24 protein-coding genes are annotated in these 25,296 nt (G+C 73.7%); 11 read left to right on the top strand and 13 right to left on the bottom strand.

What is annotated here, in order from left to right:
• Nucleotides 1-42 precede the first annotated feature (42 nt).
• From HIR71_RS05350 to HIR71_RS05330, 5 genes are read left to right on the top strand one after another with little or no spacing between them, the layout of a single operon-like run.
• Nucleotides 43-873 (top strand): GntR family transcriptional regulator, encoded by an 831-nt coding sequence (locus HIR71_RS05350; protein WP_169324016.1) that lies wholly within the window; start codon nt 43-45, stop codon nt 871-873.
• 47 nt (nt 874-920) lie between these two features.
• On the top strand, nt 921-1,154 hold the full coding sequence (locus HIR71_RS05345) for a PTS sugar transporter subunit IIB (RefSeq protein WP_311836103.1): 234 nt from the start codon (nt 921-923) through the stop codon (nt 1,152-1,154).
• Between the two features lie 52 nt (nt 1,155-1,206).
• Nucleotides 1,207-1,437 (top strand): PTS sugar transporter subunit IIB, encoded by a 231-nt coding sequence (locus HIR71_RS05340; RefSeq protein ID WP_169324014.1) that lies wholly within the window; start codon nt 1,207-1,209, stop codon nt 1,435-1,437.
• Nucleotides 1,437-1,901 (top strand): PTS sugar transporter subunit IIA, encoded by a 465-nt coding sequence (locus HIR71_RS05335; RefSeq protein ID WP_169324013.1) that lies wholly within the window; start codon nt 1,437-1,439, stop codon nt 1,899-1,901. The genes HIR71_RS05340 and HIR71_RS05335 overlap by 1 nt, the downstream gene beginning before the upstream one ends.
• A 13-nt stretch (nt 1,902-1,914) precedes the next feature.
• Nucleotides 1,915-2,616, top strand: a complete 702-nt coding sequence (locus HIR71_RS05330; protein WP_169324012.1) for an HAD family hydrolase — start codon at nt 1,915-1,917, stop codon at nt 2,614-2,616.
• Here HIR71_RS05330 and HIR71_RS05325 read toward each other — a convergent pair.
• The gene (locus HIR71_RS05325; RefSeq protein ID WP_169324011.1) at nt 2,591-3,625 is read right to left on the bottom strand and encodes a mechanosensitive ion channel family protein; all 1,035 of its coding nucleotides are present in this window, start codon (nt 3,623-3,625) and stop codon (nt 2,591-2,593) included. The two genes, HIR71_RS05330 and HIR71_RS05325, sit on opposite strands and share 26 nt — an antisense overlap.
• A 71-nt stretch (nt 3,626-3,696) precedes the next feature.
• On the opposite strand from HIR71_RS05325, the gene malQ reads away from it, so the two are divergent.
• Nucleotides 3,697-5,835 (top strand): 4-alpha-glucanotransferase, encoded by a 2,139-nt coding sequence (malQ, locus tag HIR71_RS05320; RefSeq protein ID WP_169324010.1) that lies wholly within the window; start codon nt 3,697-3,699, stop codon nt 5,833-5,835.
• 72 nt (nt 5,836-5,907) lie between these two features.
• On the opposite strand, the gene pepN is transcribed toward malQ, so the two are convergent.
• A complete protein-coding gene (gene pepN / locus HIR71_RS05315) occupies nt 5,908-8,496 on the bottom strand; it encodes an aminopeptidase N (RefSeq protein WP_169324009.1) in 2,589 nt (862 codons plus the stop codon).
• A gap of 136 nt (nt 8,497-8,632) precedes the next feature.
• Between pepN and HIR71_RS05310 the strand changes: the two genes are divergently transcribed.
• Nucleotides 8,633-9,253: a mycothiol-dependent nitroreductase Rv2466c family protein gene (locus tag HIR71_RS05310; RefSeq protein WP_169324049.1), complete on the top strand. Its 621-nt coding sequence runs from the start codon at nt 8,633-8,635 to the stop codon at nt 9,251-9,253.
• Nucleotides 9,254-9,368: 115 nt separating this feature from the next.
• Nucleotides 9,369-9,968, top strand: a complete 600-nt coding sequence (locus tag HIR71_RS05305) for a hypothetical protein (protein WP_169324008.1) — start codon at nt 9,369-9,371, stop codon at nt 9,966-9,968.
• Between the two features lie 104 nt (nt 9,969-10,072).
• Here HIR71_RS05305 and HIR71_RS05300 read toward each other — a convergent pair whose 3' ends face one another.
• Nucleotides 10,073-12,061, bottom strand: coding sequence for a M13 family metallopeptidase (locus tag HIR71_RS05300; protein ID WP_169324007.1), 1,989 nt, complete (start codon nt 12,059-12,061; stop codon nt 10,073-10,075).
• A 179-nt stretch (nt 12,062-12,240) separates the two neighbouring features.
• Between HIR71_RS05300 and HIR71_RS05295 the strand changes: the two genes are divergently transcribed.
• On the top strand, nt 12,241-12,690 hold the full coding sequence (locus HIR71_RS05295; protein ID WP_169324006.1) for a ribose-5-phosphate isomerase: 450 nt from the start codon (nt 12,241-12,243) through the stop codon (nt 12,688-12,690).
• Here HIR71_RS05295 and HIR71_RS05290 read toward each other — a convergent pair.
• On the bottom strand, nt 12,687-13,307 hold the full coding sequence (locus tag HIR71_RS05290; protein ID WP_249051577.1) for a GNAT family N-acetyltransferase: 621 nt from the start codon (nt 13,305-13,307) through the stop codon (nt 12,687-12,689). The two genes, HIR71_RS05295 and HIR71_RS05290, sit on opposite strands and share 4 nt — an antisense overlap.
• A 201-nt stretch (nt 13,308-13,508) precedes the next feature.
• Between HIR71_RS05290 and HIR71_RS05285 the strand changes: the two genes are divergently transcribed.
• Nucleotides 13,509-14,606 (top strand): PP2C family protein-serine/threonine phosphatase, encoded by a 1,098-nt coding sequence (locus tag HIR71_RS05285; RefSeq protein WP_311836102.1) that lies wholly within the window; start codon nt 13,509-13,511, stop codon nt 14,604-14,606.
• A 6-nt stretch (nt 14,607-14,612) separates the two neighbouring features.
• Complete coding sequence (locus HIR71_RS05280; protein WP_169324005.1) at nt 14,613-14,948, top strand: MGMT family protein; 336 nt, start codon at nt 14,613-14,615, stop codon at nt 14,946-14,948.
• Nucleotides 14,949-14,985: 37 nt separating this feature from the next.
• On the opposite strand, the gene HIR71_RS05275 is transcribed toward HIR71_RS05280, so the two are convergent.
• The 9 genes from HIR71_RS05275 to cysK all read right to left on the bottom strand — a co-directional run bounded on the left by HIR71_RS05275 (nt 14,986) and on the right by cysK (nt 25,159).
• Nucleotides 14,986-15,549, bottom strand: coding sequence for a CoA-binding protein (locus HIR71_RS05275; RefSeq protein ID WP_249051576.1), 564 nt, complete (start codon nt 15,547-15,549; stop codon nt 14,986-14,988).
• A complete protein-coding gene (locus HIR71_RS05270; protein WP_311836101.1) occupies nt 15,546-16,892 on the bottom strand; it encodes an O-acetylhomoserine aminocarboxypropyltransferase/cysteine synthase family protein in 1,347 nt (448 codons plus the stop codon). Before HIR71_RS05270 ends, HIR71_RS05275 begins: the two co-directional genes overlap by 4 nt.
• Complete coding sequence (gene acs, locus HIR71_RS05265; protein WP_169324004.1) at nt 16,889-19,045, bottom strand: acetate--CoA ligase; 2,157 nt, start codon at nt 19,043-19,045, stop codon at nt 16,889-16,891. Before acs ends, HIR71_RS05270 begins: the two co-directional genes overlap by 4 nt.
• Nucleotides 19,042-19,995: an ABC transporter permease gene (locus tag HIR71_RS05260; RefSeq protein WP_311836100.1), complete on the bottom strand. Its 954-nt coding sequence runs from the start codon at nt 19,993-19,995 to the stop codon at nt 19,042-19,044. The genes acs and HIR71_RS05260 overlap by 4 nt, the downstream gene beginning before the upstream one ends.
• Before the next feature lie 51 nt (nt 19,996-20,046).
• Entirely contained in the window at nt 20,047-21,099 is a 1,053-nt protein-coding gene (locus HIR71_RS05255; RefSeq protein ID WP_169324003.1) for an aliphatic sulfonate ABC transporter substrate-binding protein, read from the bottom strand.
• Complete coding sequence (locus tag HIR71_RS05250; RefSeq protein ID WP_169324002.1) at nt 21,096-22,007, bottom strand: ABC transporter ATP-binding protein; 912 nt, start codon at nt 22,005-22,007, stop codon at nt 21,096-21,098. Before HIR71_RS05250 ends, HIR71_RS05255 begins: the two co-directional genes overlap by 4 nt.
• Nucleotides 22,008-22,473: 466 nt before the next feature.
• The gene (locus tag HIR71_RS05245) at nt 22,474-23,541 is read right to left on the bottom strand and encodes an LLM class F420-dependent oxidoreductase (RefSeq protein ID WP_169324001.1); all 1,068 of its coding nucleotides are present in this window, start codon (nt 23,539-23,541) and stop codon (nt 22,474-22,476) included.
• A 98-nt stretch (nt 23,542-23,639) separates the two neighbouring features.
• Complete coding sequence (gene epsC, locus HIR71_RS05240; protein ID WP_169324000.1) at nt 23,640-24,224, bottom strand: serine O-acetyltransferase EpsC; 585 nt, start codon at nt 24,222-24,224, stop codon at nt 23,640-23,642.
• A complete protein-coding gene (gene cysK / locus HIR71_RS05235) occupies nt 24,224-25,159 on the bottom strand; it encodes a cysteine synthase A (protein WP_169323999.1) in 936 nt (311 codons plus the stop codon). The genes epsC and cysK overlap by 1 nt, the downstream gene beginning before the upstream one ends.
• Nucleotides 25,160-25,296: the final 137 nt, after the last annotated feature.

The raw sequence follows: 25,296 nt of genomic DNA, 5'->3' as shown, positions 1-25,296 counted from the left end.
GACACCCGGGCAGGTCCCGGACCTCTCGGACAGGGGGCTCGCGTGCGGCGGTCGGCGCTCAAGTACGTACGCGTGCGCGACTACCTGCGCTCGCTCGTGACGCACGAGCTCGCGGTCGGCGACGCGATCCCGTCCGAGCGGCTGCTGTGCGAACGGTTCGGCGTCTCGCGCATGACCGTGCGCCAGGCGGTCGACGCGCTCGTGGTCGAGGGCCTGCTGCAGCGCGAGCAGGGGCGCGGCACGTTCGTCGCGCCCACGAAGATGGATCTCGAGGTCCGGCTCGCGTCCTTCGGCGAGGAGATGCGGCGCCGGGGCATGGAGCCGTCGTCGAAGGTCCTCGCCGCCGAGGAGATTCCCGCGACGCCCGACATCGCCGACGCGCTCGAGCTCGTCCCCGGCGAGCACGTGCTCTACCTGCACCGGGTGCGGTACGCGGACGGCGAGCCGATGGCGATCGAGCAGTCGTGGTTGCCGCGCGCCCTGACCCCAGGCCTGTTCGACGACGGGCCGCCGCCGAGCGTCTACGGCGAGCTCCGGCGTCGGGGGCTCGACCTGGACTGGGGCGAGGACACGGTCGAGGCGACCGAGGTCGACGGGCGCGACGCCGCCCTGCTGGGCCTGCGCGCGGGTGCGGCCGTGCTGCGCCTGACCCGGCGGACGTTCGCGGGGCAGACCGCGTGCGTGTACTCGCGCTCGTCGTACCGCGCGGACCGGTACGTGCTCTGGGTCCCGCTGCGGGCGCCGCGGCCCGCGCTCACGCCCCGCCCCGCTCCTGACACCGGCGTCGACCCGCCCGGGCCAGGTGCGGGTGGGGGCCCGGACGACGACGGCGGCGCGTCGTCCGGGCCCGCACCCCAGGAGGTCGCAGGATGAGGAGGACGGCACGGGCAGCACAGGCGCAGCCGGAGGGGCGGACAGCAGTGACAGACCAGGCGACGAGCATCCTGGCGGGTCTCGGGGGAGTGACGAACATCGTCGAGATCGAGCCGTGCACCACGAGGCTGCGCTCGGAGGTGCACGACGCGGGCCTGGTCGACGTCGCCGCGCTCCGTGCCGCCGGGGCGCACGGGGTCATGGTCGCCGGGCGCGTGGTCCAGGTGGTCGTGGGGCCGGGCGTCGACACGCTCGCGTCGGAGCTCGAGGACCTGATGTGACTAGTCTGGGTCGCACTGCAGCAGCGTCGTCGTCGGTCACGAAGGAGTACTGATGAGCAAGGCAGAGCAGATCCTCAAGGCCCTCGGTGGCGACAAGAACATCCTCGACCTCGAGCCGTGCATCACGCGCCTGCGCGTCGAGGTCGAGAACCCCGCCCTCGTCGACGAGGCGGGCCTCAAGGCGACCGGCGCGTTCGGCGTCGTCCGGTCGGGCAAGGTCGTGCAGGTCGTCGTCGGGCCAGAGGCGGACACGCTCGCGTCCGACATCGAGGACCTGCGCTGATGCCGACGTCGCTCACCGTGCTGGCGCCCGTCGCCGGCACGGTGGTGGCGATGGCCGACGTGCCCGACCCGGTCTTCGCGGGGGCCATCGTCGGCCCGGGGCTCGCGATCGACCCGAGTCGCGACGGCGTGGTGGACGCGGTCTCGCCGATCGCCGGCACCATCGTCAAGCTGCACCCGCACGCGTTCGTCGTCCAGGCCGACGGTGACCGCGGCGCGCTCGTGCACCTGGGGCTCGACACGGTGCAGCTGGGCGGCGAGGGCTTCACGCTGCACGCGGCCGAGGGCGACGCCGTGGCCGCGGGCGACCTCGTCGTGAGCTGGGACCCGGCCGCTGTCGAGGCCGGCGGGCGCTCGCCGATCTGCCCGGTCGTCGCCCTGCAGGGCGCACCGGAGGCGGTCAACGGGCTCGTCGAGCCGGGCACGAGCGTGACCGCCGGTGAGCCCCTGTTCGAGTGGACCTGACCCGCAGGTGGAGATGAGGGCCACCGACGCTCCGACCGCGGCGGCCCGCGTCGCCCGTCCGGGTGGCGGGCTGCTGCTCGACCTCGACGGCACGCTGGTCGACAGCGAACCGCTGCACCGGCGGGCGTTCGCCGTCTACTTCGCGAGCCGCGGCTGGGACGTGCCCGACGACGTCGTCCGCGAGTTCTCCGGTCGCCGCGCCCACGAGGTGTTCCCCGTGCTGGACGGACCGTGGCGTGGCGAGGACCCGCACGCGCTGACCCGCGGCGTGCTGGACGCGCTGGGGCACGGCCACGAGCCGCCGGTCCCGGTGCGTGGGGCGGCCGACCTGCTCGCCGCGTGCGACGAGGTGGGCCTGCCGGTCGCGGTCGTCACCTCGGCGGGGCGGGCCTGGACGGCCCGGGTCGTCGACATGCTGGGCGCCCGCCTCGAGCGGATCGAGCTCGTCACGGCCGAGGACTGCACGCACGGCAAGCCCGACCCGGAGCCGTACCGGCGGGGAGCCGAGCGGCTCGGGCTCGCGCCCGGCGACCTCGTCGCGGCCGAGGACGCGCCCGCAGGGATCGCCTCGGCGCTCGGCGCGGGCATCGGGTGGGTGCTGGGCATGACGACGTCGCACCCCGCCGAGCGTCTCGTCACCGCGGGGGCGCACGAGACGGCGGTCGACCTCGAAGGGATCGCCGAGGCGGTCAGGAGTCGTCGCCCGGGCGGCTGACGTCGCGCTCGATCAGCACCTCCCGGCGTGGCAGTGCGAGCTCGATGCCCTCGCGCGCGAGCTGGTCCCGGATCCGGGCGCGCAGCTCGCGGGCGACGTCCCACTGCTTCGAGGGGGCGGTCTTGACGAGCAGGCGCAGCATCGCGCCCTCGGCGGTGAGGTCCTCGATGCCGGCCACCTCCGGGTCGTCGAGGATCGCGGCCGCGAGGTCCGGATGAGCGGCGACCTCCGCCGCCGCTCCCAGCAGCAGCTCCCGCACGCGGGGCACGTCGGCGTCCGAGAGCACGCGGACCTCGACCACCGCCCGCGACCAGCCCTGCGTCATGTTGCCGAGCCGCAGGATCTCGCCGTTGCGGACGTACCAGAGGGTGCCGTCGAGCGACCGGATCTGGGTCACCCGCAGGCCGACCTGCTCGACCGACCCGCTCACCTCGCCGACGTCGACGACGTCACCCACGCCGTACTGGTCCTCCGCGAGCATCGAGATGCCGGCGAGGAAGTCCTTGACGAGCGTCTGCGCCCCGAAGCCCAGCGCCACCCCCACGACGCCCGCCGACGCCAGCAGCGGGCCGACGTCGACCTGGAGGATGCCGAGCACGATGACGATGACGAGCAGCCCGACGACGAAGGTCGACAGCGAGCCCAGCACCGACCCCATGGTCTGGGCCCGCTGGACCCGACGGGCCGCACCCAGCGGGCTCGGGTCGAGCTCGCGCGCCTCCTGACGTGGCCGCCGGCTGACGAGACGGTCCGCGCGGCGCCGGACCGCGGGCCCGCCCCGCACGATGTTGCGGACCGTCCGCGCCACGAGGCGGCGCAGGAGCGCGACGGCGACCACGCCGAGGGCGATGGTGAGCCCGATCTGCCAGGCGGGCGTGATCAGCGCCTCGAACCACGCCGCGGCCTCGGGCGGCGGCGCGATCGACGTCAGCGACTCGGGGCGGGTCAGCGCGGTGGACGGACGGGGGCGTGCGAGGGCGGCCGGAAGCCAGGAGAACGTGACAGGCATGGCGAGCAGGGTAGTCGGCGCACCGGAGCGCCTGAGGGGCCGGGCGCGAGCGCCTCTGGCAGGATTCGAGGGTGCCACAAGCCACCGACGACCTGCCCGAGCAGCTTCTCCGTCTTGCCGACGCGTACGGGGTCGTCCCGGACTACTGGGGGTTCGACGGTACCCACAAGCTCGTCGCGCCGGGCACGCTCGTCAAGGTGCTCGCCGCGCTCGGCGTCGACGCCTCGTCCCCGGAGCGCATCGAGGTCAGCCTCGCCCACGCGGTCGACGACCCGTGGCGCCGTACGCTGCCGCCCGTCCTGGTCCTGCGACAGGGCCAGTCGCCCGAGGTGCCGGTGCACGTGCGCGACGGGGACGCCGTCGAGGTGTGGATCGAGCTCGACGAGGAGAGCGGTGGCGGTCGACGTGACCTGTCCCAGCTCGACGCGTACACCGAACCGCGCACCGTGGACGGACGGCGGGTGGGGCGCGCGACGTTCCGGGTTCCGCCCGACCTCCCGCTCGGGTGGCACACGATGCATGCGGGCGGTCCGAGCGGGCCCGCACGCTGCCGCGTCGTCGTCACCCCCGAGCGCCTGGAGCTGCCCGCGCAGCTGCGCGACGGCCGGGCGTGGGGCTTCATGGCGCAGCTGTACTCGGTACGGTCGCGGCAGTCGTGGGGTGCGGGCGATCTCGGCGACCTCGCGGAGATCGCCTGGCTGGCCGGGCGCCGCTGCGGCTCCGACTTCCTGTTGATCAACCCGCTGCACGCCGCCGAACCCGTCGGCCCGATGAGCCCGTCGCCCTACCTGCCGACGACCCGACGCTTCGTCAACCCCCTGTACCTGCGGGTCGAGGACATCCGCGAGACGGGCTACCTCTCGGCGGCCGACCGCTCGCTCGTCGAGTGGGCGGCCGACCCGGTCCGCGAGCTGGGCGACGACGAGGGTCCGATCGACCGCGACGCCGTCTGGCAGGCCAAGCGCAGCGCGCTCGACGTGGTGTTCGCCGCTCCCCGGTCGGCCGCTCGGCAGGCGGCGTTCGAGGCGTTCCGCGAGGAGCAGGGCGAGGGGCTCGAGGCCTTCGCCCTGTGGTGCGCGCTGTCCGAGAAGTACGGCGCGGGGACCGCGTGGCCGACCGAGGCGCACGACCCGGCGTCGGCCCTCGTCCAGCGCGCCCGGAGCGAGCTCGCGGACCGGATCGACTTCTGGTGCTGGCTGCAGTGGGTCGCCGACGACCAGCTGGGCGCGGCGCAACGCGCGGCTCGCGAGGGCGGCATGTCGATCGGGATCATGCACGACCTCGCCGTCGGGGTGCACCCCGAGGGCGCCGACGCGTGGGCGCTCGGTGACGTGCTCGCGACCGAGATCGGCGTCGGCGCGCCGCCGGACATGTACAACCAGCAGGGCCAGAACTGGTCCCAGCCGCCGTGGCGCCCGGACGCGCTCGCCCGGGCCGGCTACCTGCCGTACCGCGACATGCTCAGGACGGTCCTACGGCACGCGGGGGCGATCCGGATCGACCACGTGATCGGGCTGTTCCGGCTGTGGTGGATCCCGAACGGCGTGCCGGCCGACCAGGGGGCCTACGTCCGCTACGACCACGAGGCCCTGATCGGGATCCTGTGCCTCGAGGCGGCGCGCGCGGGCGCGGTGGTGATCGGCGAGGACCTCGGCACGTTCGAGCCGTGGGTCCGGGACTACCTCACCGACCGCGGGATCCTCGGCACCTCCGTCCTGTGGTTCGAGAAGGACGACAAGGGCACCCCGCTGGCGCCCGAGAGGTACCGTCGCCTGGCGCTCGCGACCGTCACGACCCACGACCTGCCGCCGACGGCGGGCTACCTCGCCGAGGAGCACGTCGCGCTGCGCGAGCGGCTGGGGCTGCTCACGGAGCCGGTGCACGTGGTCCGGCGGGCGGCGCGCGCGGAGCGGGCCACCATGCTCGACGCGCTCGCGCAGCGTGGCCTGGTCGGTCCGGACCCGTCCGAGCGCGAGGTCGTCGAGGCGCTGCACCGGTGGGTTCTGGCGTCGCCCGCCGCGCTGGTCGGCGTCTCGCTGGCCGACGCCGTCGGGGAGCGCCGCGCGCAGAACCAGCCGGGCACCGACACCGAGTACCCGAACTGGAAGGTGCCCCTCGCCGACGGCTCGGGTCGGCTCGTCGGGGTCGAGGAGCTGTTCGAGAGCGCCCGGCTCCGGTCGCTCGTCGAGGCGATCCGCCGCGACCTGTAGGAAACCTCTTCGCGACGTCCGCACTCCGTGGGGTCAGGGCACCACGGAGTGCGGACGTCTGCAGGGAGGGGGTCAGCCGCGGGCGCGGTCCGCCTCCTGCGCGGCGAGCGCGCGACGGACGCCGTCACGGTTCTCGACCACCATGCGCCGCAGCCCCGGCAGCCGGTCGCCCAGCTCCGCGAGCCACGCGTCGGTGCGCGCGAGCAGGTCGACCGCGCCGCCCGCGGCCAGCTCGGTCGGGTACAGGCCCTGGACGATGTCCTGCGCCATGTCGTTCCCGCGCGTCGTCCAGACCTTCTCGATCGAGTCGAAGTACGCCTCGACGTAGGGCAGCAGGAGCGAGCGGTCGTGCACCGTCATGAAGCCCCCGATCGACGTCTCGAGGAGCGCGTTCGGCAGCGTGTCGATCTCGACCATCGAGGTCCACGCCTCGGCCTTCGCGGCGGGCGTCGGGATGGCGGCGCGTGCGCCGGCCGCGGCCCGCTGACCGGTGGCCGTGGCGTCGGCGGCCAGCGCGGCGTCGATCGCCTCGGTCCCCGCGCGCCCGCCCGCGACCAGCGACGTGAGGAGCTCCCAGCGCAGGTCCGTGTCGATGGTGAGCCCGGGCAGCGACTCGCTCGCGTCGAGCAGGCCGGCCACGTGGTCGAGCTGGTGGCCCGCGCTCGCGCGACCCGCGAACGCCTTGACGAGCTGGAGCTGGGTGTCGCTCGCGCCCTCGGCCGCCCGCGCGAGCTCCCACAGGCGCTCCGCGGCGGCCTCGGAGGTCTCGACCCGGTGCTCGTCGGCGACGTAGAGCTCGATCGCCGTCGCGACCTGGCGCAGCAGCACGAGGACGACCGACGAGTCGGTCTCGTGGGCGAGGTTGCCCAGGACGAGGTCGACGAAGTCGCGGGCGGCCCACTCGCCGTCGCGCGTCATGTCCCAGGCCGCGGCCCACACCAGCGTGCGCGGGAGCGACGAGGTGAACCCGCCGAGGTGCTCGACGGCGGTCGCGAGCGAGGCCGGGTCGAGACGCACCTTCGCGTAGGCGAGGTCGTCGTCGTTCACGAGCACGAGCGCGGGGCGGCGACGGCCGACGAGCTCGGGCACCTCGGTGCGCTCCCCCGCGACGTCGAGCTCCACGCGCACGGAGCGTTCGAGACGCGCCTCGCCGGCGTCGTCCACGACGTCGTAACCGCCGATGGCGAGTCGGTGCGGCCGCTGGACGGGGTGCTCCGCCGGCACCTCCTGGAGGATCGCGAACGAGGTGATGACGCCGTCGTCGTCGGTGGTGATGTCGGGGCGCAGCAGGGTGACGCCCGCACGCTCGAGCCAGACCGCGGACCACTGCGTCAGGTCCCGGCCGCTCGCGGCCTCGAGCTCCACGAGCAGGTCGCGCAGCGTCGTGCTCCCGAACGCGTGCTTGTCGAAGTACGCCCGGACCCCGGCGAAGAACTGCTCCTGGCCCACCCAGGCGACGAGCTGGCGCAGCACGCTCGCGCCCTTGGCGTAGGTGATGCCGTCGAAGTTGACCTCGACGTCGGCCAGGTCGCGGATCTCCGCGACGATCGGGTGCGTCGACGGGAGCTGGTCCTGGCGGTACGCCCATGACTTCTCGAGCGAGGAGAACGTCGTCCAGGCGCTCGTCCAGCGCGTCGCCTCGGCCGTCGCGAGGGTCGACGCGTACTCGGCGAACGACTCGTTGAGCCACAGGTCGTTCCACCAGCGCATCGTCACGAGGTCGCCGAACCACATGTGCGCCAGCTCGTGGAGGATCGTCACGGCCCTGCGCTCGATCGTGGCGTCGGGCACCTTGGAGCGGAACACGTAGGACTCACGGAACGTGACGGCGCCCGCGTTCTCCATGGCGCCCGCGTTGAACTCCGGCACGAAGACCTGGTCGTACTTGCCGAAGGGGTACGGCCGGCCGAACGCGTTCTCGTAGAACTCGAACCCGGCGCGCGTGACCTCGAGGATGTTGTCGGTGTCGAGGTGTTCTGCGAGCGACGCCCGGCACAGCACTCCGAGCGGGATCGTGCGGCCGTCGGAGCTCGTGAGCTCGCCGCGCTCCTCGTGGTACGGGCCGGCGATGACCGCCGTGACGTAGCTCGACATCACGGCGGTCGGCTCGAAGGACCACACGGAGGCCGGGATCGGGCCGGCGTCGTCCAGGACCGGCACGGGCTCCGGGGTCGGGGAGTTGGACACGACCGTCCAGTGGGCGGGTGCCGTCACGGTGAACGTGAACACCGACTTGAGGTCCGGCTGCTCGAAGACCGCGAAGACCCGCCGGGAGTCGGCGACCTCGAACTGCGAGTAGAGGTACACCTCGTCGTCGACCGGGTCGACGAACCGGTGCAGGCCCTCGCCCGAGTGGGTGTACGCGCAGCTCGCGACGACGCGGAGCTCGTTCTCGTCCGCCAGGTCGGTGACCGCGATGCGCGAGTCGGCGAAGACCGCTGCGGGGTCGAGCGCGCGGCCGTTGAGCGTGACCTCGTGCACCTCGGGGGCGATGAGGTCGACGAACGTGCTCGCGCCGGCGGTGGCCCGGAAGCGGACGACGGTCGTCGAGGCGAAGGTGGTCGGCCCCCTGGTGAGGTCGAGCGTGACGTCGTAGGAGGTGACCGTCAGGAGGCGGGCGCGCTCGGCGGCCTCGTCCCGGGTCAGGTTCTCAGCGGGCACAGCACGGCTCCTTCGACGGACGGTGGTTCCGCGGAATCTTCCCACGCAGGCGGGCGTTGGCCACATCGGACGATTCCCCCTGCCCAAGGAGACCCTCGTGACGCACGCCCCCGCCGCGCCCACCCCCGCCACCGACGTGCAGACGGCGCAGACGGCGCAGACGGTCGTCGACTTCTGGTTCGACCCCGCGTGCCCGTGGGCCTGGATGACGTCGCGCTGGATGGACGAGGTCGGCGCGGTGCGCGACGTCGACGTCCGGTGGCACGTCATGAGCCTGTCCGTGCTCAACGAGGGGCGGGACCTTCCGGCGGAGTACCGCGCGCTCATGGACGACTCCTGGGCCGCGGTCCGCGTCCTGATCGCCGCGCAGGAGCTGCACGGGGAGAAGTACGTCAAGCCGCTGTACGACGCGCTCGGGACGCGGCGCCACCCGGGTGGGCGCACAGACACGGCTGCGATTATCGCCGAGTCGCTCGACGAGGTCGGGCTGCCCGCGGAGCTCGCCGCCTACGGCACGTCGACCGAGATGGACGAGCGCCTGCGCGCGTCCCACCACGAGGGGATCTCCCTGGTGGGCGAGGACGTCGGCACCCCGGTCGTCGCGATCGACGGGGTCGGGTTCTTCGGGCCGGTGATCACGCCCGCCCCCAAGGGCGAGGACGCAGCGCGCCTGTTCGACGGGCTCGTCCTCGTCACGGGGGTTCCCGGCTTCTACGAGCTCAAGCGCACCCGGACGCAGGGCCCGGTCTTCGACTGACTCCTCGCCCCGGCGAGCTCGCGCCGGTGCGCCGAACGATGTGACGGCGTCGCGTGAGCGTGTGATGCTGTCACCCGGACGGAGCACGGCACGCCACGACGGGGGAACCGCACGGATGGATCGCTCGACGTCGCCACCGGACGGCCCCCAGGCGCGCGGACGATCGCGACGCGGCGCCCTCGGCCCACGGCTGACGACCTTCGTCGTCGTCGACGCGCTCCTCGTCCTGGCCTTCCTCGTGGTCCTGGTGCTGTTCCTCTCGAGCGGTCCTGGAACGGGCGGCGATGCCGCCCCGGACGACGGCGCCACTCCGGCCGCCACGGGCCCGACGTCGCCCGGCGCGGCTCCGTCCGCGGGCTCGGCCGGCGACGACGACACCACGTTCGCGCTTCCGAGCGGCAACATCGCGTGCGAGATGAGCACGGACGCCGCGACGTGCACCATCGCGAACACCACGGCCACGCCGCCACCCGACGCGGGCTGCACCGGGGTGATCGGCCGCATCCTGACCGTCACCGCCGAGGGTGCCGAGATGCCGTGCGTCGAGGGCGCGCTGCCCGGGGTGGCCGCGCCGGGCACGGCCGTGCTCGAGTACGGCGACTCGACGACGGTCGGGGACTTCACGTGCACCAGCTCGTCGACGGGAGTGACGTGTCGTCACGACCCGAGCGGACGCGGCTTCGCGCTGGCGCGGGCGCGCGCCGAGCTGTTCTGACCGCCGAGCTGTTCTGACCGCCGAGCTGTGCTGGCCGGCGAGCCGTGCTGACCGCCGAGCTGTTCTGACCGGCCCGGCCGCGTGCCGACCGGGCCGGTCGTCTGCTACCAGATGCGCACGCGCTCGTGGGGCTCGAGGTGCAGCGCGTCACCGGGCTGCACGTCGTACGCCGCGTAGAACTCGTCGATGTTGCGCAGCACGCCGTTGCACCGGAACTCGTTGGGGGAGTGCGGATCGGTGGCGAGCCGGCGGATGACCTCCTCGTCGCGACCCTTGGACTGCCACACCTGCGCCCAGCCGAGGAGCACGCGCTGGAGGCCCGTGAGGCCGTCGATCACGGGCGCCTCGTCGAGGTCCGTCCCGAGCGCGATCCGGTACGCCGTGATCGCGATCGACAGGCCGCCGAGGTCCCCGATGTTCTCGCCGATCGTGAGGGCGCCGTTGACGTGGTGGGAGCCGTCGAGCTGTGCGGGGGAGAAGGCGTCGTACTGCGCGATGAGCGCCTTCGTCCGCGCCTCGAACTCGGCCCTGTCCTCGGCCGTCCACCAGTCCTCGAGCCGGCCCTCCCCGTCGTACTTCGAGCCCTGGTCGTCGAACCCGTGGCCGATCTCGTGGCCGATCACGGCGCCGATCCCGCCGTAGTTGACCGCGTCGTCCGCCTCGGCGTCGAAGAACGGCGGCTGCAGGATCGCGGCCGGGAAGACGATCTCGTTCATGCCGGGGTTGTAGTACGCGTTGACCGTCTGCGGCGTCATGAACCACTCGTCGCGGTCGATCGGCTTCCCGATCTTGTCCAGCTCGCGGTCCTGCTCGAACGCGTGGGCCCGCCGGACGTTGCCGACGAGGTCGTCGGCCGACACGACGAGCGACGAGTAGTCGCGCCACTTCACGGGGTAGCCGATCTTGGGCGTGAACGCGTCGAGCTTCGCGAGCGCCTTGACCTTGGTCTCCTCGCCCATCCAGTCGAGCGCGGTGATGGACTCGCGGTACGCCTCGACGAGGTTGTCGACGAGCGTCGCCATCCGCTCCTTGTGCGTGGGCGGGAAGTGCCGCTCGACGTAGACCTCGCCGACCGCCTCGCCCAGCACCCCTTGCACGAGCCCGACGCCACGCTTCCACCGGTCGCGCAGCTCCTGGGCTCCCGTCAGCGTGCGTCCGTAGAAGTCGAAGCTCGCCTCGACCAGGTCGCTCGACAGGTAGGCCGCCCGCGCGGTCACGACGTGGTACGCGAGCCACGTCTTCCAGTCCTCGAGCGGCTCGCTGCGCCACAGCTCCGCGAAGGCCTGCGCGTACGACGGCTCGCGCACCACGAGGTCCTCGAGCGCCCCCGCCGGTGAGCCGAGGGCGCTCGCCCACGCGCGCCAGTCGAATCCCGGCGCCGACTCCGCGAGCGCGCCGAGCGTCATCGGGTTGTAGGTGAGCTCGGCGTCACGGTCCTTGACCACGTCCCAGTGCCCCGCGGCGAGCTTGGTCTCGAGCGCGACGACGCGGCCCGCGGCCTCGTCGGCGGCGGCGCCCTCGGCCAGCCCCGCCAGGGTCAGCATGCGTGCGACGTGCGGCCGGTACGCGGCGAGGACGGACGCGTACTGCTCGTCGCGGTAGTACGACTCGTCGGGCAGCCCGAGACCCGACTGGTACAGGTGGACGACGTAGCGGCTCGGGTCCTTCGCGTCGTTGTCGACCCAGAAGCCGACCGCCGCGGCCGCGCCCGTGCGCTGCAGCGCCCCGAGCGCGCCGGTGAGCTCCGCCTGGGTCATGGCCGAGTCGATCAGCTCGAGGTCGGGGCGCAGGGGTGCGACGCCCAGCCGCTCGACCGTCGCCTCGTCCATGAAGCTCGCGTAGACCGCACCGATCTTGGCCTCGACCCCCGACTCGCCGGCCGAGCCCGCCGCAGCCTTCGCGGCCGCATCCGTGATGATGTCGCGGACGTGCTCCTCGGCCTGGTCGTGCAGCGCCCGGAATGCGCCGTCCATCGCGCGGTCGGCCGGGATCTCGTGCTGCGCGACCCACCTGCCGTTGACGTGCGCGTAGAGGTCGTCCTGCGGGCGGACGGCGGGGTCGAGGGCGGTGAGGTCGATGCCGCTACGGGCCATGGGGCGCTTCTCTCTCGTGGCAGGCAGAGGGCCGGCGGTACGGACGTGAGGAACGGTACGGACGTGAGGAACAGGACGAGCGGGGCGCCCCGCTGACCTGTACCACCCAGCGTAGGCGACGCCGCAGACACGGAGGACGGGCGCACGGGCGCGTCAGGAGGTGCGGCAGGATGTGCGCCATGCGCATCCACATCGCCGCCGACCACGCCGCGTTCGACCTCAAGGAGCACCTGGCCGAGCACCTGAGGGCGGGCGGGCACGACGTCGTCGACCACGGGGCCCACGCGTTCGACGCGTCCGACGACTACCCGCCCTTCTGCTTCGCCGCGGGCGAGGCGGTCGTGGCCGAGCCCGGGTCCCTCGGCGTCGTGCTCGGAGGCTCGGGGAACGGCGAGCAGATCGCCGCCAACAAGGTCGCCGGGGTCCGCGCGGCGCTCGCCTGGAGCGAGGACACCGCGCGGCTCGCGCGCGCGCACAACGACGCCAACGTGGTCGCGATCGGCGCGCGTCAGCACTCGCCCGACGCCGCCGTCGCGATCGTCGAGGCCTTCCTCGCCGAGCCGTTCAGCGGCGACGAGCGGCACCAGCGCCGGATCGACCTGGTCGCGGCCTACGAGGCGCGCCGCTAGCACCGGCCGAGGTACGCGGCAGCGAGGTCGCGGACGTCGACCGCGAGATCGGCCGGCTCCGACGTGCGGACGACCTCAGCGGGGTAGCCGTCCGCGGCGACCTCGGCGCCGCCGGCGGCCGCGGTGCGCAGCCGCCACCGCCCGGCGTTGGCCGGCAGCAGGTCGTTGGTCACGTCGAGCACGACGTCGAGCGGTGCCGCGTACCGTCGCGCGGCGGGCACGTCGAGGAGCCGCAGCCCGATGTTGTCGCTCACGCGCGGGCGCACCTGCCGCTGGTCGACGAGCAGGGTCAGGACGGCGTCGTCGACCGGCAGCCGCGCCGCCTCGACCGTCGCCATGAGGTCGAGGTCCAGCAGGAACGTCCACAGCCGGCGCGCCGCTCGGGCGTCGACCGCGCACAGCTCGCGGGCGCGGACCGCCTCCGTCGCTCGGCCCGCGTCCCACCGCTCGGCGCGGCGGAACAGCACGTAGCCGAACCTCCCGTAGATGCCGGACTCGGCGGCGAAGAGCGCGGACACCGCCTCGCCGCGGCTCGGCGACCGCTCGAAGTGGGTGGCGAGCATCGAGCGGAGCAGCCCGCGGCGGCGGTGGTCGGGCCGGACCCCGACCCACGTCAAGCCGGCGCACGGGACCGGTCGAGGTCGACGACCTCGGGCTTGCGGGACGCGGGCACCTCGACCATGCGGTAGCCGGGCGGGAGGGTGGTCATCCGACCATCGTGGTCGGAACCGGTCGGTCGGGCGAGACTTTTCGGGCGCACCGTGCCCCCCACCTGCGCGCGTGCTGCGCCGCGATGCGCCGCTGAGTACCCTCACGGCGTGACCACCCAGGGGTTGAGAGCACCACGCCGCTCGGAGGGGACCCGCCGCCTCGTGGTCCGGCTCCGGCGCGCCGGCCTGTCCCTCCAGGTCGTCCTGACCATGCTGCTCGTCCTGCTGGTGGTGCTCGCAGGGCTCGGGACGCTCTACTCGCGGTCGTGGTTCCCGCCGTCGGTCATGCTGCTCATCCTGCTGCTGGCGGCCTTCCTGCTGCGGTTGCACGGGACGGCGGTCGTCTGCGCGACGATCGCCGTGGTGCTCGCGCTCCTGCACCTCTCGGGGGCGGCCGTGCTGCCGCCGGGCGTGATGATCGTCCAGGGCGTCGCGCTCGTGGCGCTGCTGCTGTTCGTCCGGTCGCGCGAGCGCCTCGGCCTTCAAGGGGCCGCGGGCGACCTCATGCTCGTCGACCTCCGCGACCGGCTCGAGGCCCACGGACGCCTCCCCGCGCTGCCGGCCGGCTGGCGGGTGGACAGCGCGCTGCGATCCGCCTACGCGGAGGCGTTCTCCGGCGACTTCATGGTGGCCGCCCGGTCGCGGGCGGGGCGCAAGCTCGAGATCGTCCTCGTCGACGTCTCGGGGAAGGGGCAGGACGCCGGGGTCCGCTCGCTGCTGCTGTCCGGCGCGTTCGGCGGGCTTCTCGGGGCGATGCCGCGCGAGGAGTTCCTCCGCGCGGCCAACGACTACCTGCTCCGGCAGGACTGGGACGAAGGCTTCGCGACCGCCGTCCACCTGGCCGTGCACCTCGACACGGGGGAGTTCTGGGTCTCGACGGCGGGCCACCCGCCCGTGGTGCAGCTCCATGCCGGTTCGGGCGTGCTGCAGGTGGTCAGCACCGTCGGCGGCCCGGCGCTCGGGGTCGTGCGCGAGCCGATGTTCCAGACCCACCACGGGCGCATGGAGCCGGGCGACGCCCTCATGCTCTACACCGACGGCATGGTCGAGAACCCCGGGTCGGACCTGGACCTCGGCATCGACCGGCTGATGGGGGTCGCCGAGCACGTCGTGGCGACGCGCCGCGGCGGGGCCGAGGAGGTGCTCGCGGGGGTGCGGAGCGACGAGTCCGACGACCGCGCGCTGGTGCTGGTCTACCGGGACTGAGCCGTCGTGGACGAGGAGTACCTGGAGGCGGTGCTCGACGTCGTCGGCGCCATCCCGCGGGGGCGGGTGATGACCTACGGCACGATCGCGGACACGGTCGCCGACCGGTTCACCGCGACCGGGTCCCGGGTCCGTGGCGGTCCCCGGCAGGTGGGCCACGTGCTGTCGCGGGCCGGCAGCGGGGTGCCGTGGTGGCGCGTCGTCGACGCGGCCGGCCTGCCACCGGCGTTCAAGCGCGAGCACGCACTCGGGCTGCTGGCGAGCGAGGGGGCGCCGCTCGCCGGCGCGGGCTCGCGCGTCGACCTGCGCACCGCCCTCTGGTGGCCCGACGACGCAGCCTGAGCCGCGCCGTCGGGCCCGCCTGGGGCCCCGGGCCCCTTCAGAGAGCGCGGCGCGAGCTGATCACGCCGGTGTCGAACCCGGCGAGGTGCAGGCCTCCGTGGAAGCGCGCGTGCTCGATCTTCACGCAGCGGTCCATGACCACCGTGAGGCCGGCCGCCTCGCCGCGTCGCGCGACGTCCTCGTGCCACGAGCCGAGCTGGAGCCAGAGGGACTTCGCGCCGACCGCGAGCGTCTCGTCGAGCACGGCGGGTAGGTCGTCGTGCCGGCGGAAGACGTCGACGAGATCCGGGACGACCGGGAGCGCGTCGAGCGACGGGTACACCGGCTGCCCGAGGATCCGGTCGGCCCGCGGGTTCACGAAGTACACGTCGTACGGTGAGGAGGAGAGCAGGTACGTCGCGACGAAGTAGCTCGCGCGTGCCGGATTGCTCGAGGCGCCGACGATCGCGATCGACTGCGTCCGGCGCAGCAGCGCGAGCCGCGCGGGCGCGCTCGGGCCGGTCCAGGTCCGGTTCGGGGCAGCCGGGCCGCCGGTCCCCGCGGAGCTCGACGTCGCGCCGACCCCCGCACCGGGCAGCGCGCACGCCAGCGCGTCGTTCATGCCGTCACCTCCACCTTCGCGGCCGCCGTGAGCGCCTGGTCGAGGTCCCACAGGATGTCCTCGACGTCCTCGAGCCCGACGCTGATCCGCACGAGGTCCTCCGGGACGCCCGCGGCGGCGAGCTGGTCGGCGGAGAGCTGCTGGTGCGTCGTCGACCCGGGGTGGATCACCAGGGTGCGTGCGTCGCCGATGTTCGCGAGGTGGCTCGCGAGCTGGAGCGACTCGATGAAGGTGCGGCCCGCGTCCCGGCCCCCGACGACGCCGAAGGCGAACACCGACCCCGGGCCCTGCGGGAAGTAGTGCGCCGCGCGCTCGTGGTGCGGGTGCGAGGGCAGGCCCGCCCAGTTGACGTACGAGACGCGCTGGTCGGCCTCGAGCCACTCGGCGACGACGCGGGCGTTGGCGAGGTGCGCGTCCATCCGCTGGGGGAGCGTCTCGACACCCTGGAGCAGCTGGAACGCCGACTGCGCGGACAGCGACGGACCGATGTCGCGCAGCTGCTCGCTGCGCAGCTTGGTGAGGAACCCGTACTCGCCGAAGTTCTCCCACCACCGCACGCCGCCGTACGACGGCACGGGCTCGGTCATCTGGGGGAACTTCCCGTTGCCCCAGTCGAACCGGCCGCTCTCGACGACCACGCCGCCGAGCGTCGTGCCGTGCCCGCCGAGGAACTTGGTGGCCGAGTGGATGACGATGTCGGCGCCGTGCTCGATCGGCCGCACGAGGTACGGCGTGGAGAGGGTCGCGTCGATCACGAGCGGCACGCCGGCCGCGTGCGCGACCTCGGCGAGCCCGGCGAGGTCGGCGATCTCGCCCGACGGGTTGGCGATCACCTCGGCGTACACGACCTTGGTCTCGGGCCGGATCGCCGCGGCGTAGTCGGCGGGGTCGGTGCCCGGCACGAACGTGGTCTCGACGCCGAAGCGGCGCAGGGTCACGTCGAGCTGGGTCACGGTGCCGCCGTACAGGGCCGCGGCCGCGACGATGTGGTCCCCGGCTCCCACGAGGGCCGCGAAGGTGAGGAACTCGGCCGACATGCCCGACGCCGTGGCAACGGCCCCGATGCCGCCCTCGAGCGAGGCGATGCGCTCCTCGAGCGCGGCGACGGTCGGGTTCCCGATGCGCGAGTAGATGTTGCCGTACTTCTGCAGCGCGAAGAGGTTCGCGGCGTCCGTCGTGTCGTTGAACACGAACGACGTCGTCTGGTAGATCGGGACGGCGCGCGCGCCGGTCGCGGCGTCGGGGACACCGCCGGCGTGCAGCGCCCGGGTCCGGAAGCCCCAGCTGCGGTCGCCGGCGGTCGCTCCGGCCCCGGCTCCCGGGGCGTCGATGTGGTCGGTCACGCGTGCGTCTCCTCGGGTGCGGGGCTCGTGCGGTCCTGGTGCGGTCGTGCGGTGCGGGCGGCGTCGTCGTGCAGGATCGCGTCGACCTGCTCGACGGCCCACGGGTTCTGGAGCGAGGTCGTGTCGCCGAGCGTCTCACGGGCGGCGAGGTCGGCGAGCAGGCGTCGCATGATCTTGCCCGACCGCGTCTTGGGCACCTCGGGGACGACGACGACGTCGCGCGGCTTGGCGATCGGGCCGATCTCGCGCGCGACCTGCTCGCGCAGCGTGTCGCGGAGCCGGGCGGCCTCGCCCCGCCACGCGGCGAGGTCGGCCGCGTCCCACCGTGCGACGTCGTCGGGCAGGTCGGGGCGGCCCGGCGGGGCGGTGGGGACGACGAACGCCGCGATGGCCTGGCCCGTCGTCGTGTCGGCGACACCGGTGACGCCGGCCTCGGCGACGGCCGGGTGCGCGACGAGGGCCGACTCGACCTCGATGGTCGAGAGGCGGTGGCCCGAGACGTTGATGACCTCGTCGACGCGCCCGAGCAGCCACAGGTCGCCGTCCGCGTCGAAGCGGGCCCCGTCGCCCGCGAAGAAGTAGCCGCGGTCGGCGTACCGCGCCCAGTACGAGTCGCGGTAGCGCTCCGGGTCGCCCCAGATGGTGCGTGCCATCGACGGCCACGGCCGGTCGATGACGAGGAAGCCGTGCTCGCCCGGCCCGACGTCGTCCCCCGCCTCGTCCACGACGCGCACCGACGAGCCGGGGGAGGGACGGCCGGCGGAGCCGGGCTTGAGCGTGGTGACGCCGGGCAGCGGCGCCACGACGGTGGCCCCGGTCTCGGACTGCCACCAGGTGTCGACGACCGGCGCCTCGCCGCGTCCGAGGTGCCGGTGGAACCACGCCCACGCCTGGGGGTTGATCGACTCGCCGACCGTGCCGAGCAGCCGGATGGAGGACAGGTCGTGCTCGGGCGGCGGTCCGTCGGGGAACCAGGTCATGAGCGTGCGGATCAGCGTCGGCGCGGTGTAGTACGTCGTGACGCCGTAGCGCTCGATGATCTCGAGGTGGCGGGTCGGCGTCGGCGTCCCGGGCGTGCCCTCGTAGATCACCTGCGTGAGCCCGTTCGAGAGCGGTCCGTAGATCTCGTAGGTGTGCGCGGTGACCCACGCGAGGTCGGCGGTGCACCAGTGCACGTCGTCGTCGCGCGCGTCGAAGTGCGCCCAGTGCGTGTACGAGGCCTGGGTCAGGTAGCCGCCGCTCGTGTGGACCAGCCCCTTGGGCCGACCCGTCGTGCCGGACGTGTAGATGATGAACAGCGGGGTCTCGGAGTCGAACGCCTCGGGCACGTGGACGTCGTCGGCCGTGTCGACCACGTCGTGCCACCAGACGTCCCGCCCCGGGGTCCAGGGGATGTCGGGCGTCGCGTCGCCGGTGCGGCGGACGACGAGCACGTGCTCGACGGCGCTGCCCAGGCCGTCCGGGCCGGCGCCGGGCAGGCCGGCGATCGCGGCGTCGGCGGCCGACTTGGTCTCGGTCGCCCGGCCGCGACGGAACTGGCCGTCGCTCGTGACGAGCAGCTTCGCGCCGGTGTCCTCGAGCCGGAAGCGGACCGCTTCGGCCGAGAACCCGCCGAACACGAGCGAGTGGACCGCGCCGATGCGCGCGATGGCGAGGGTGATGACGACCGTCTCGGGGAGGACCGGCAGGTAGACGACGACCCGATCCCCCTGGCCGACGCCAAGCGACCGGAGGGCGTTGGCGGCGCGCGAGACCTCGCGCTGGAGCTCGGCGTAGGTGAGCGTGCGCCGGTCGCCCGGCTCGCCCTCGAAGTGGAGCGCGACCTTGTCGCCGCGACCGGCCGCCACGTGCCGGTCCACGCAGTTGACCGCGACGTTGAGGCGGCCGCCCACGAACCACTGCGCGGCCGGGACGCTCAGGTCGCCCGGCGCGCCGTCGGCGGCGGACGGCGCACGTTCCGCGGGCGCCCACGTGTGCGCCGTGTGCCACCGCTCGGCCCACTCGAGCCGGTCGGCCGCGCGCTCCCAGAACGCGACCGGGTCGGCGTCGGCCTCCGCGTACACGCCGGCGTCGAGGTGCGCGTCCGCGGCGAACGCGGGCGGCGCCGGGTAGGTGCGCTCGCGGGCGAGCAGCTCGGGCCCGGCGGTTGTCATGACCACCGCCGCAGCAGGTGCTTCTGCCCGAGCCCGATCACCGTGTCGGTCAGCTTGCCGAGGGAGGCCAGCAGCACGATCGCGAGGAGCGTGCGGTCCGTGCGTCCGTTGTTGGCCGAGTCCATCAGCAGGAAGCCGAGGCCCATCGAGGAGGCGATCATCTCGGCGGCGACGAGGAAGAGCCAGGCCTGGGCCATCGCGAGCCGGAGCCCGGAGACGACGGACGGCAGCACCGCGGGCAGCTGGACACCGGTGAACAGGCGGGGCCCACGCAGCCCGTAGGCGCGGCCGAGCTCGACGAGGTGCGGGTCGACGTGCCGCAGTGAGCCGGCGACCGTCGTGTAGACCGGGAAGAACGCGCCGATCGCGATGAGCGTGACCTTCGACTCCTCGTCGATGCCGACCCACAGGATCAGCAGGGGCAGCCAGGCGAGGGACGGGATCGCGCGCACCGCGCCCAGGGTCGGCGCCACGAGGACGTCCGCGAGGCGCGAGAGCCCGACGACGGCGCCCACCAGCAGGCCGAGGCCGGCCCCGGCGGCGAACCCGAGCAGGACCCGCTGCGTGGAGATCGCGACGTACTGGCCGAGCAGCCCGCGCTCGGCGAGGTCGATCGCCGACGCCCAGACCGCTGCCGGGCTCGGGAGCAGGTGCGGCGCGACCTGACCCGTCGTCGTCGCCCACTGCCACGCACCGAGCAGCGCGAGCGGGATCAGCAGCGCGAGGAGCGCGCGCACGGGACGCCGGTCGACGAGCCGCGAGCCCGTGGTGCGGGCCGCCGCGGTGTCGGGCGCCGGCGCGCCACCGTCGTGGGGTGAGCCGTGCGCGCCCGTCCCGGGCGGCGTGGCGCCGCCGGTGCCGGCGTCGAGCTGGTTGAGCCCGCGCAGCGGCCTGCCGTGCTGGTCGACGACCGGGCCGGTGCCGGTGCCTCCGACGATCGTGTCCGTCACGACGGTTCCTTCCTGCGGCTGCGGGTGGGTGCTCGGTCCTGCGCGGGGCGACTAGTCGCCCGTGACAGCCGACGGGTCGGCCGCGTTGACGAAGCTCGGGTCGAGCAGCGTCTCGAGTGCGGTGTCGATGGCGGCCTGGCTCGCGACGTCACCGGACTCGACGAAGATCGGACCGACGATCTCGAGGACCTTGCGCTGCTTCTCGCCCGGCGCGGGGTCGACCGCGAGGTTGGTGCGCTCGAGCAGGACCTTCTCGGCGATCGCCGGCTCGATCCCGGCGACCTCGGCGAGGATCGCCACCGTCTCGTCGGGGTTCTCCTGGGCCCAGGCGCGCGCCTTCTCGTACGCGTCCACGACGAGCTGCGCGAGGTCGGGGCTCTTCTCGAGGAACGAGTCGGTCGCGTTGAGGAAGCCGTACGTGTTGAAGTCGATGTTGCGGTAGATGAGCTTCGACCCGGCGGCGGCCTCGGTGGCCGCCATCATCGGGTCGAGCCCCGACCACGCGTCGACGGACCCGCTCTCGAGCGCCGTCCGGCCGTCCGCGTGCTGCAGGTTCTGGACCTCGACCTGGTCGAGCGGGACCCCGGCCTCCTCGAGCGTCTGAAGCAGGAAGAAGTAGGGGTCCGTGCCCTTGGTGGCCGCGATCGACTTGCCCGCGAGCTGCGAGACGTCGGTGATGTCGGAGTCGGCCGGGACGACGATCGCCGACCACTCGGGCTGCGAGTAGATGTCGATCGTGGTGATCGGGGACCCGTTCGCCTTGGCGAGCAGCGCGGCGGAGCCCGCCGTCGAGCCGACGTCGACGGCACCGGCGCGCAGCAGCTCGTTCGCCTTGTTCGAGCCGGCCGACTGGATCCAGTTGACCGTGACGTCGTCGCCGAGCGTCTCCTCGAGCCAGCCCTGCTCCTTGATCACGAGGCTCAACGGGTTGTAGGTCGCGAAGTCGACGTTGAGGACGTCGGCGCTCCACTCGCCGGCGGTGGTGGCACCCCCCGCGGGGGCGTCGTCGGCCGAGGCCGAGCCCTCGCCGGCCACGCAGCCGCTGAGCATCAGGGCGGCGGCCAGGGTCGTCGCGGTGACGGACAGTGCGGTGCGTGCTCTCATCGGGGGGTCTCCGTGGTGGGCGTCGTGCGGGTGGCCGGGTCGACCGGGCGGTCGCCGGGGTTCGTGGTGGGGTGCTGCGTGGTGGGGTGCTGCGCCGCGTGGTGCGTGTCGACGCCGAGCCCCTCGAGCAGCTCGACGCGCAGCTCGGCCAGCGGGGCCGAGGCGCGGTCGCGCGGGCGGGCACCCGGGACGGTGATGATCTTCTTGACGGAGCCGGCCCCCGGGCCCTCGGGGGCTCCCAGCAGCACCACGCGATCGGCGAGGTACAGGGCCTCCTCGACGTCGTGGGTGACGAGGACGATCGTGGTCGGCTCGGCCGCGTGGACGTCGAGCAGCAGGTCCTGCATCTTCAGGCGGGTGAGGGCGTCGAGCGCCCCGAACGGCTCGTCGAGGAGCAGCACGCCCGGGTTCCGGGCCAGGGCGCGGGCGAGGGAGGCGCGCTGCGCCATGCCGCCCGACACCTGGCGGGGCCGCAGGTCCGCCGACGGGCCGAGACCCACGAGCTCCAGCAGCTCGGCGACGCGACCGGCGCCGGTGTCCTTGGCCGTCCCGCGCGGCAGGCCCAGGCTCACGTTCTCCGAGAGCGTCCGCCAGGGGAGCAGGCGCGGCTCCTGGAACGCGACCGCGCAGCGGTGGTCGATGCCGCGGGTCGCCGTGCCGTCGATGAGGATCTCGCCGGCGTCAGGGGCGTCGAGGCCGCTGATCTGCCGGAGCAGGGTCGACTTGCCGCACCCCGACGGCCCGATCAGCGCGACGATCTCGCCCGCGGCCAGGGTCAGGTCGACCTCGGCGAGGACGGCGCGCGGACCGGTCGGCGTCGCGAACGCGCGTCGGACGTCGCGGAGCCGGACCGGCTGGGGCGAGCGCACGCCGGCGGGTGCCGGGCTGGCGAACGTGGTGAGGGCCATGACGTCTCTTCTGGGCTCAGGCCGCGAGGCACCGCCGCGGCGTCGCTGGCGCGAGCACGCGGACGCGGTGGTCGAGGGCCGACCGGGGTGCTGAGGACGGGGGAGGTGCGCCGGCTGCCGTCGGCGGGCCGGGTCACCGCGCGGTGCGGGGACCCGTCAGGAGACAGCGCGCATGCGCAGGGAGCTGCACGTGCGACAACAGCTGTCGGGACAGCGCGAGGAGGACTGCATCTGCACGGCCTGACGTGCGGTCGGGTGACCGGTCATGGCGCTGCCTCCTCTCGTCCGGGACGCGATCGGAGGCAAATCTCAAACGATGAGACGTCAGCGATCACTTTGTGGGATCGCTGGCGACACTAGCGTTCGTCGCGCGGCCGAGCAACGAGCGTCTCAAAAACAGCGTCCACTATTCGGACGGGCTGCGCGGTATGCCCGGCGATGTCGCGGATCGGTCGAGCAGGCTGCCTCAGGAGGCGGGTGCCGGGCCGCCGTCCAGGGTCTCGGCGAGGAGCGCGAGCGAGGCCGGGTCGGCCTGGACGAGGAGCGTCGTCACCGCCGTCTGCCGCCAGGCCGCGAGGCCGGACCGGATCGCGTCCGGCGGCCCCACCAGGGCGATGTCCTGGACCAGCTCGAGCGGGACCGCGGCCGCTGCCTCCTCGCGCCGGCCGGCGAGGTAGAGCGACTGGATCTCGTCGCACGCGTCGCCATAGCCGAGCCGCGCGAGGACGTCGCGGTGGAAGTTGGCGCCCTTGGCGCCCATCCCGCCCGCGTACAGCGCGATGAAGGGGCGCACGGCGTCGGCGGCCCGCTCGGCGTCGTCGTGCACGACGACGGGCACTGTCGCGCTGACCTCGAACTCCTCGACCGGTCGCGGGCCCCGGCCGGGGTGCGACGGCGCGCGGCGCGCGAACCCGTCGGCGAGGAGCTCGCGGTACGTGGCGTCCATGCGTGGGGAGTAGAAGAGCGGTAGCCAGCCGTCGGCGATCTCGGCGGCCAGGGCGACGTTCTTGGGGCCCTCGGCGGCGAGGTGGATCGGCAGGTCGGCGCGCAGGGGGTGGACCGTCGAGCGCAGCGGCTTGCCGAGGCCCGTCCCGCCCTCACGGAGGGGCAGGGGGTAGAACGCGCCGTCGAACGTCACGGGGGCCTCGCGGGCGAGCACCTCGCGCACGATGGCGACGTACTCACGCGTGCGCGCGAGCGGCCGGGTGTACGGCTGCCCGTACCAGCCCTCGACGACCTGGGGTCCCGACGCGCCCAGCCCGAGCGTGAAGCGCCCGCCCGAGAGGTGGTCGAGGGTGAGCGCGGCCATCGCGGCGGCGGTCGGGGTGCGCGCGGAGAGCTGCGCGATCGCGGTGCCGAGCCGGATCGTCGACGTCCGCGCCCCCCACCACGCGAGCGGGGTCAGCGCGTCGGAGCCGTACGCCTCGGCCGTCCACACCGAGTCGAACCCGAGCCGCTCGGCCTCGAGCACCGCCTCCAGGGCTCCGCGGGGCGGGCCGGCCGACCAGTACCCGGTGTGGTAGCCGAGGCGCATCGGTGCTCCTTCGATCGCGAGGACGGGATCGCATCCTCGCACCGGGGCGCCGTCCGCGGGGCCCGACGCGCGGGTACCCGGTACCCGGCGTTCTACCCTCAGATGTAGATCGCGGGGTCGTCGACCTGGGCCGGCGTCAGCGGAGTCTGCGGCCGGACCCGGATCTTGGCGGGCACGCCCACCGCGACCGCGCCCGCCGGGACGTCGGTGATGACCACGGCGTTGGCGCCGATCTGGACGCCGTCGCCGATCCACACCGGGCCCAGCACCTTCGCGCCCGCGCCCACCACGACGCCGTCGCCGAGGGTGGGGTGGCGCTTGCCGTGGTGCATCGCCTTGCCGCCGAGCGTCGCACCGTGGAAGAGCGTGACGTCGTCGCCGACCTCCGCGGTCTCCCCGATCACGACCCCCATCCCGTGGTCGATGAACAGCCGGCGCCCGAGGGTGGCGCCCGGGTGGATCTCGACGCCCGTCGCCGCCCGCGCCGCCTGCGAGAGCAGGCGGGCGGGCAGGCGCAGGCCCGGCTCGCGCCACATGCGGTGCGCGACCCGGTAGGCCCAGATGGCGTGCACCCCGGAGTACGCCAGGGCGACCTCGGCGTAGGTCCGCGCCGCGGGGTCGCGACGACGGGCCACCTCGAGGTCCTCCCGGAGCACCGTGAGGAACCGCCTGAGCCGGGACATCAGTCGAGGAGGTCCGAGTACAGGATCGAGGTCAGGTAGCGCTCGCCGAAGGACGGGACGACCGTCACGATCAGCTTCCCGGCGTTCTCGGGGCGCTTCGCGACCTGCAGCGCGGCGTGGATGGCCGCACCCGAGGAGATGCCGACCAGCAGGCCCTCGCGCTCGGCGGCCTCGCGCGCGACGGCGACCGAGGTCTCGGCGTCGACGTCGATGATCTCGTCGTAGATCTCGCGGTCGAGGATCTCGGGGACGAAGTTGGCGCCGAGGCCCTGGATCTTGTGCGGGCCCGGGGCGCCGCCGTTGAGGATCGGCGACTCCGCCGGCTCGACTCCGATGATCTGCACGCCCGGCTTGCGCTCCTTGAGGACCTGCCCGACGCCGGTGATCGTGCCGCCGGTCCCGATGCCCGCGACGACGATGTCGACGGCCCCGTCGGTGTCCGCCCAGATCTCCTCGGCCGTGGTCCGGCGGTGGATCTCCGGATTCGCCTCGTTGGCGAACTGGCGCGCGAGGATGGCGCCGGGGCGCTCGGTGGCGATCTCGTTGGCCTTGTCGACCGCGCCCTTCATGCCGCCGGAGCCCGGGGTCAGCACGAGCTCGGCGCCGAACGCGCGCAGCAGGGCCCGGCGCTCGCGGGACATGGTCTCGGGCATCGTCAGCACCACGTCGTAACCGCGCGCCGCGCCGACCATCGCGAGGGCGATGCCGGTGTTGCCGCTCGTCGCCTCGACGACCGTGCCGCCCGGCTTGAGGTCACCCGCCTTCTCCGCCGCGTCGATGATCGCGACGCCGATCCGGTCCTTGACCGAGCTCGCCGGGTTGTAGAACTCGAGCTTCGCGACGACCGTCGCGTCGATCCCCTCGGTAAGCCGGTTGAGCCGGACCAGGGGAGTGTTGCCGATCAGCTGCGTGACGTCGTCGTAGATGCGTGCCATGGGTCCTCATCGGTCGGGGCCGCGGTGCGGCCGGAGCGTGCGGGAAGCGTGCGGGAAGCGTGCGGGGGGCTTCTGCTGGGTGAACCGGTTCGTGGCCGCGGGTGTTCCGGCGGCAGCGGCGAACCTGGGTACGTGTC

This window comes from Cellulomonas fimi (assembly GCF_012952065.1).
Taxonomy (GTDB): Bacteria; Actinomycetota; Actinomycetes; order Actinomycetales; family Cellulomonadaceae; genus Pengzhenrongella; species Pengzhenrongella fimi_A.
The sequence above is the reverse complement of the archived record's forward strand: the minus strand, read 5'-3'. Positions and strand labels throughout refer to the sequence as shown.

Bases quoted from the DNA above. Each gene is read 5' to 3' on its own strand.
- HIR71_RS05335 (WP_169324013.1), top strand. From the start codon at position 1,437: ATGCCGACGTCGCTCACCGTGCTGGCGCCCGTCGCCGGCACGGTGGTG.
- HIR71_RS05300 (WP_169324007.1), bottom strand. From the start codon at position 12,061: ATGGCCCGTAGCGGCATCGACCTCACCGCCCTCGACCCCGCCGTCCGC.
- cysK (WP_169323999.1), bottom strand. From the start codon at position 25,159: ATGGCACGCATCTACGACGACGTCACGCAGCTGATCGGCAACACTCCC.
- HIR71_RS05295 (WP_169324006.1), top strand. From the start codon at position 12,241: ATGCGCATCCACATCGCCGCCGACCACGCCGCGTTCGACCTCAAGGAG.
- HIR71_RS05245 (WP_169324001.1), bottom strand. From the start codon at position 23,541: ATGCGCCTCGGCTACCACACCGGGTACTGGTCGGCCGGCCCGCCCCGC.
- acs (WP_169324004.1), bottom strand. From the start codon at position 19,045: ATGACAACCGCCGGGCCCGAGCTGCTCGCCCGCGAGCGCACCTACCCG.
- HIR71_RS05330 (WP_169324012.1), top strand. From the start codon at position 1,915: ATGAGGGCCACCGACGCTCCGACCGCGGCGGCCCGCGTCGCCCGTCCG.
- HIR71_RS05275 (WP_249051576.1), bottom strand. From the start codon at position 15,549: ATGAACGACGCGCTGGCGTGCGCGCTGCCCGGTGCGGGGGTCGGCGCG.
- HIR71_RS05305 (WP_169324008.1), top strand. From the start codon at position 9,369: ATGGATCGCTCGACGTCGCCACCGGACGGCCCCCAGGCGCGCGGACGA.
- HIR71_RS05255 (WP_169324003.1), bottom strand. From the start codon at position 21,099: ATGAGAGCACGCACCGCACTGTCCGTCACCGCGACGACCCTGGCCGCC.
- HIR71_RS05250 (WP_169324002.1), bottom strand. From the start codon at position 22,007: ATGGCCCTCACCACGTTCGCCAGCCCGGCACCCGCCGGCGTGCGCTCG.
- HIR71_RS05340 (WP_169324014.1), top strand. From the start codon at position 1,207: ATGAGCAAGGCAGAGCAGATCCTCAAGGCCCTCGGTGGCGACAAGAAC.
- epsC (WP_169324000.1), bottom strand. From the start codon at position 24,224: ATGTCCCGGCTCAGGCGGTTCCTCACGGTGCTCCGGGAGGACCTCGAG.
- HIR71_RS05325 (WP_169324011.1), bottom strand. From the start codon at position 3,625: ATGCCTGTCACGTTCTCCTGGCTTCCGGCCGCCCTCGCACGCCCCCGT.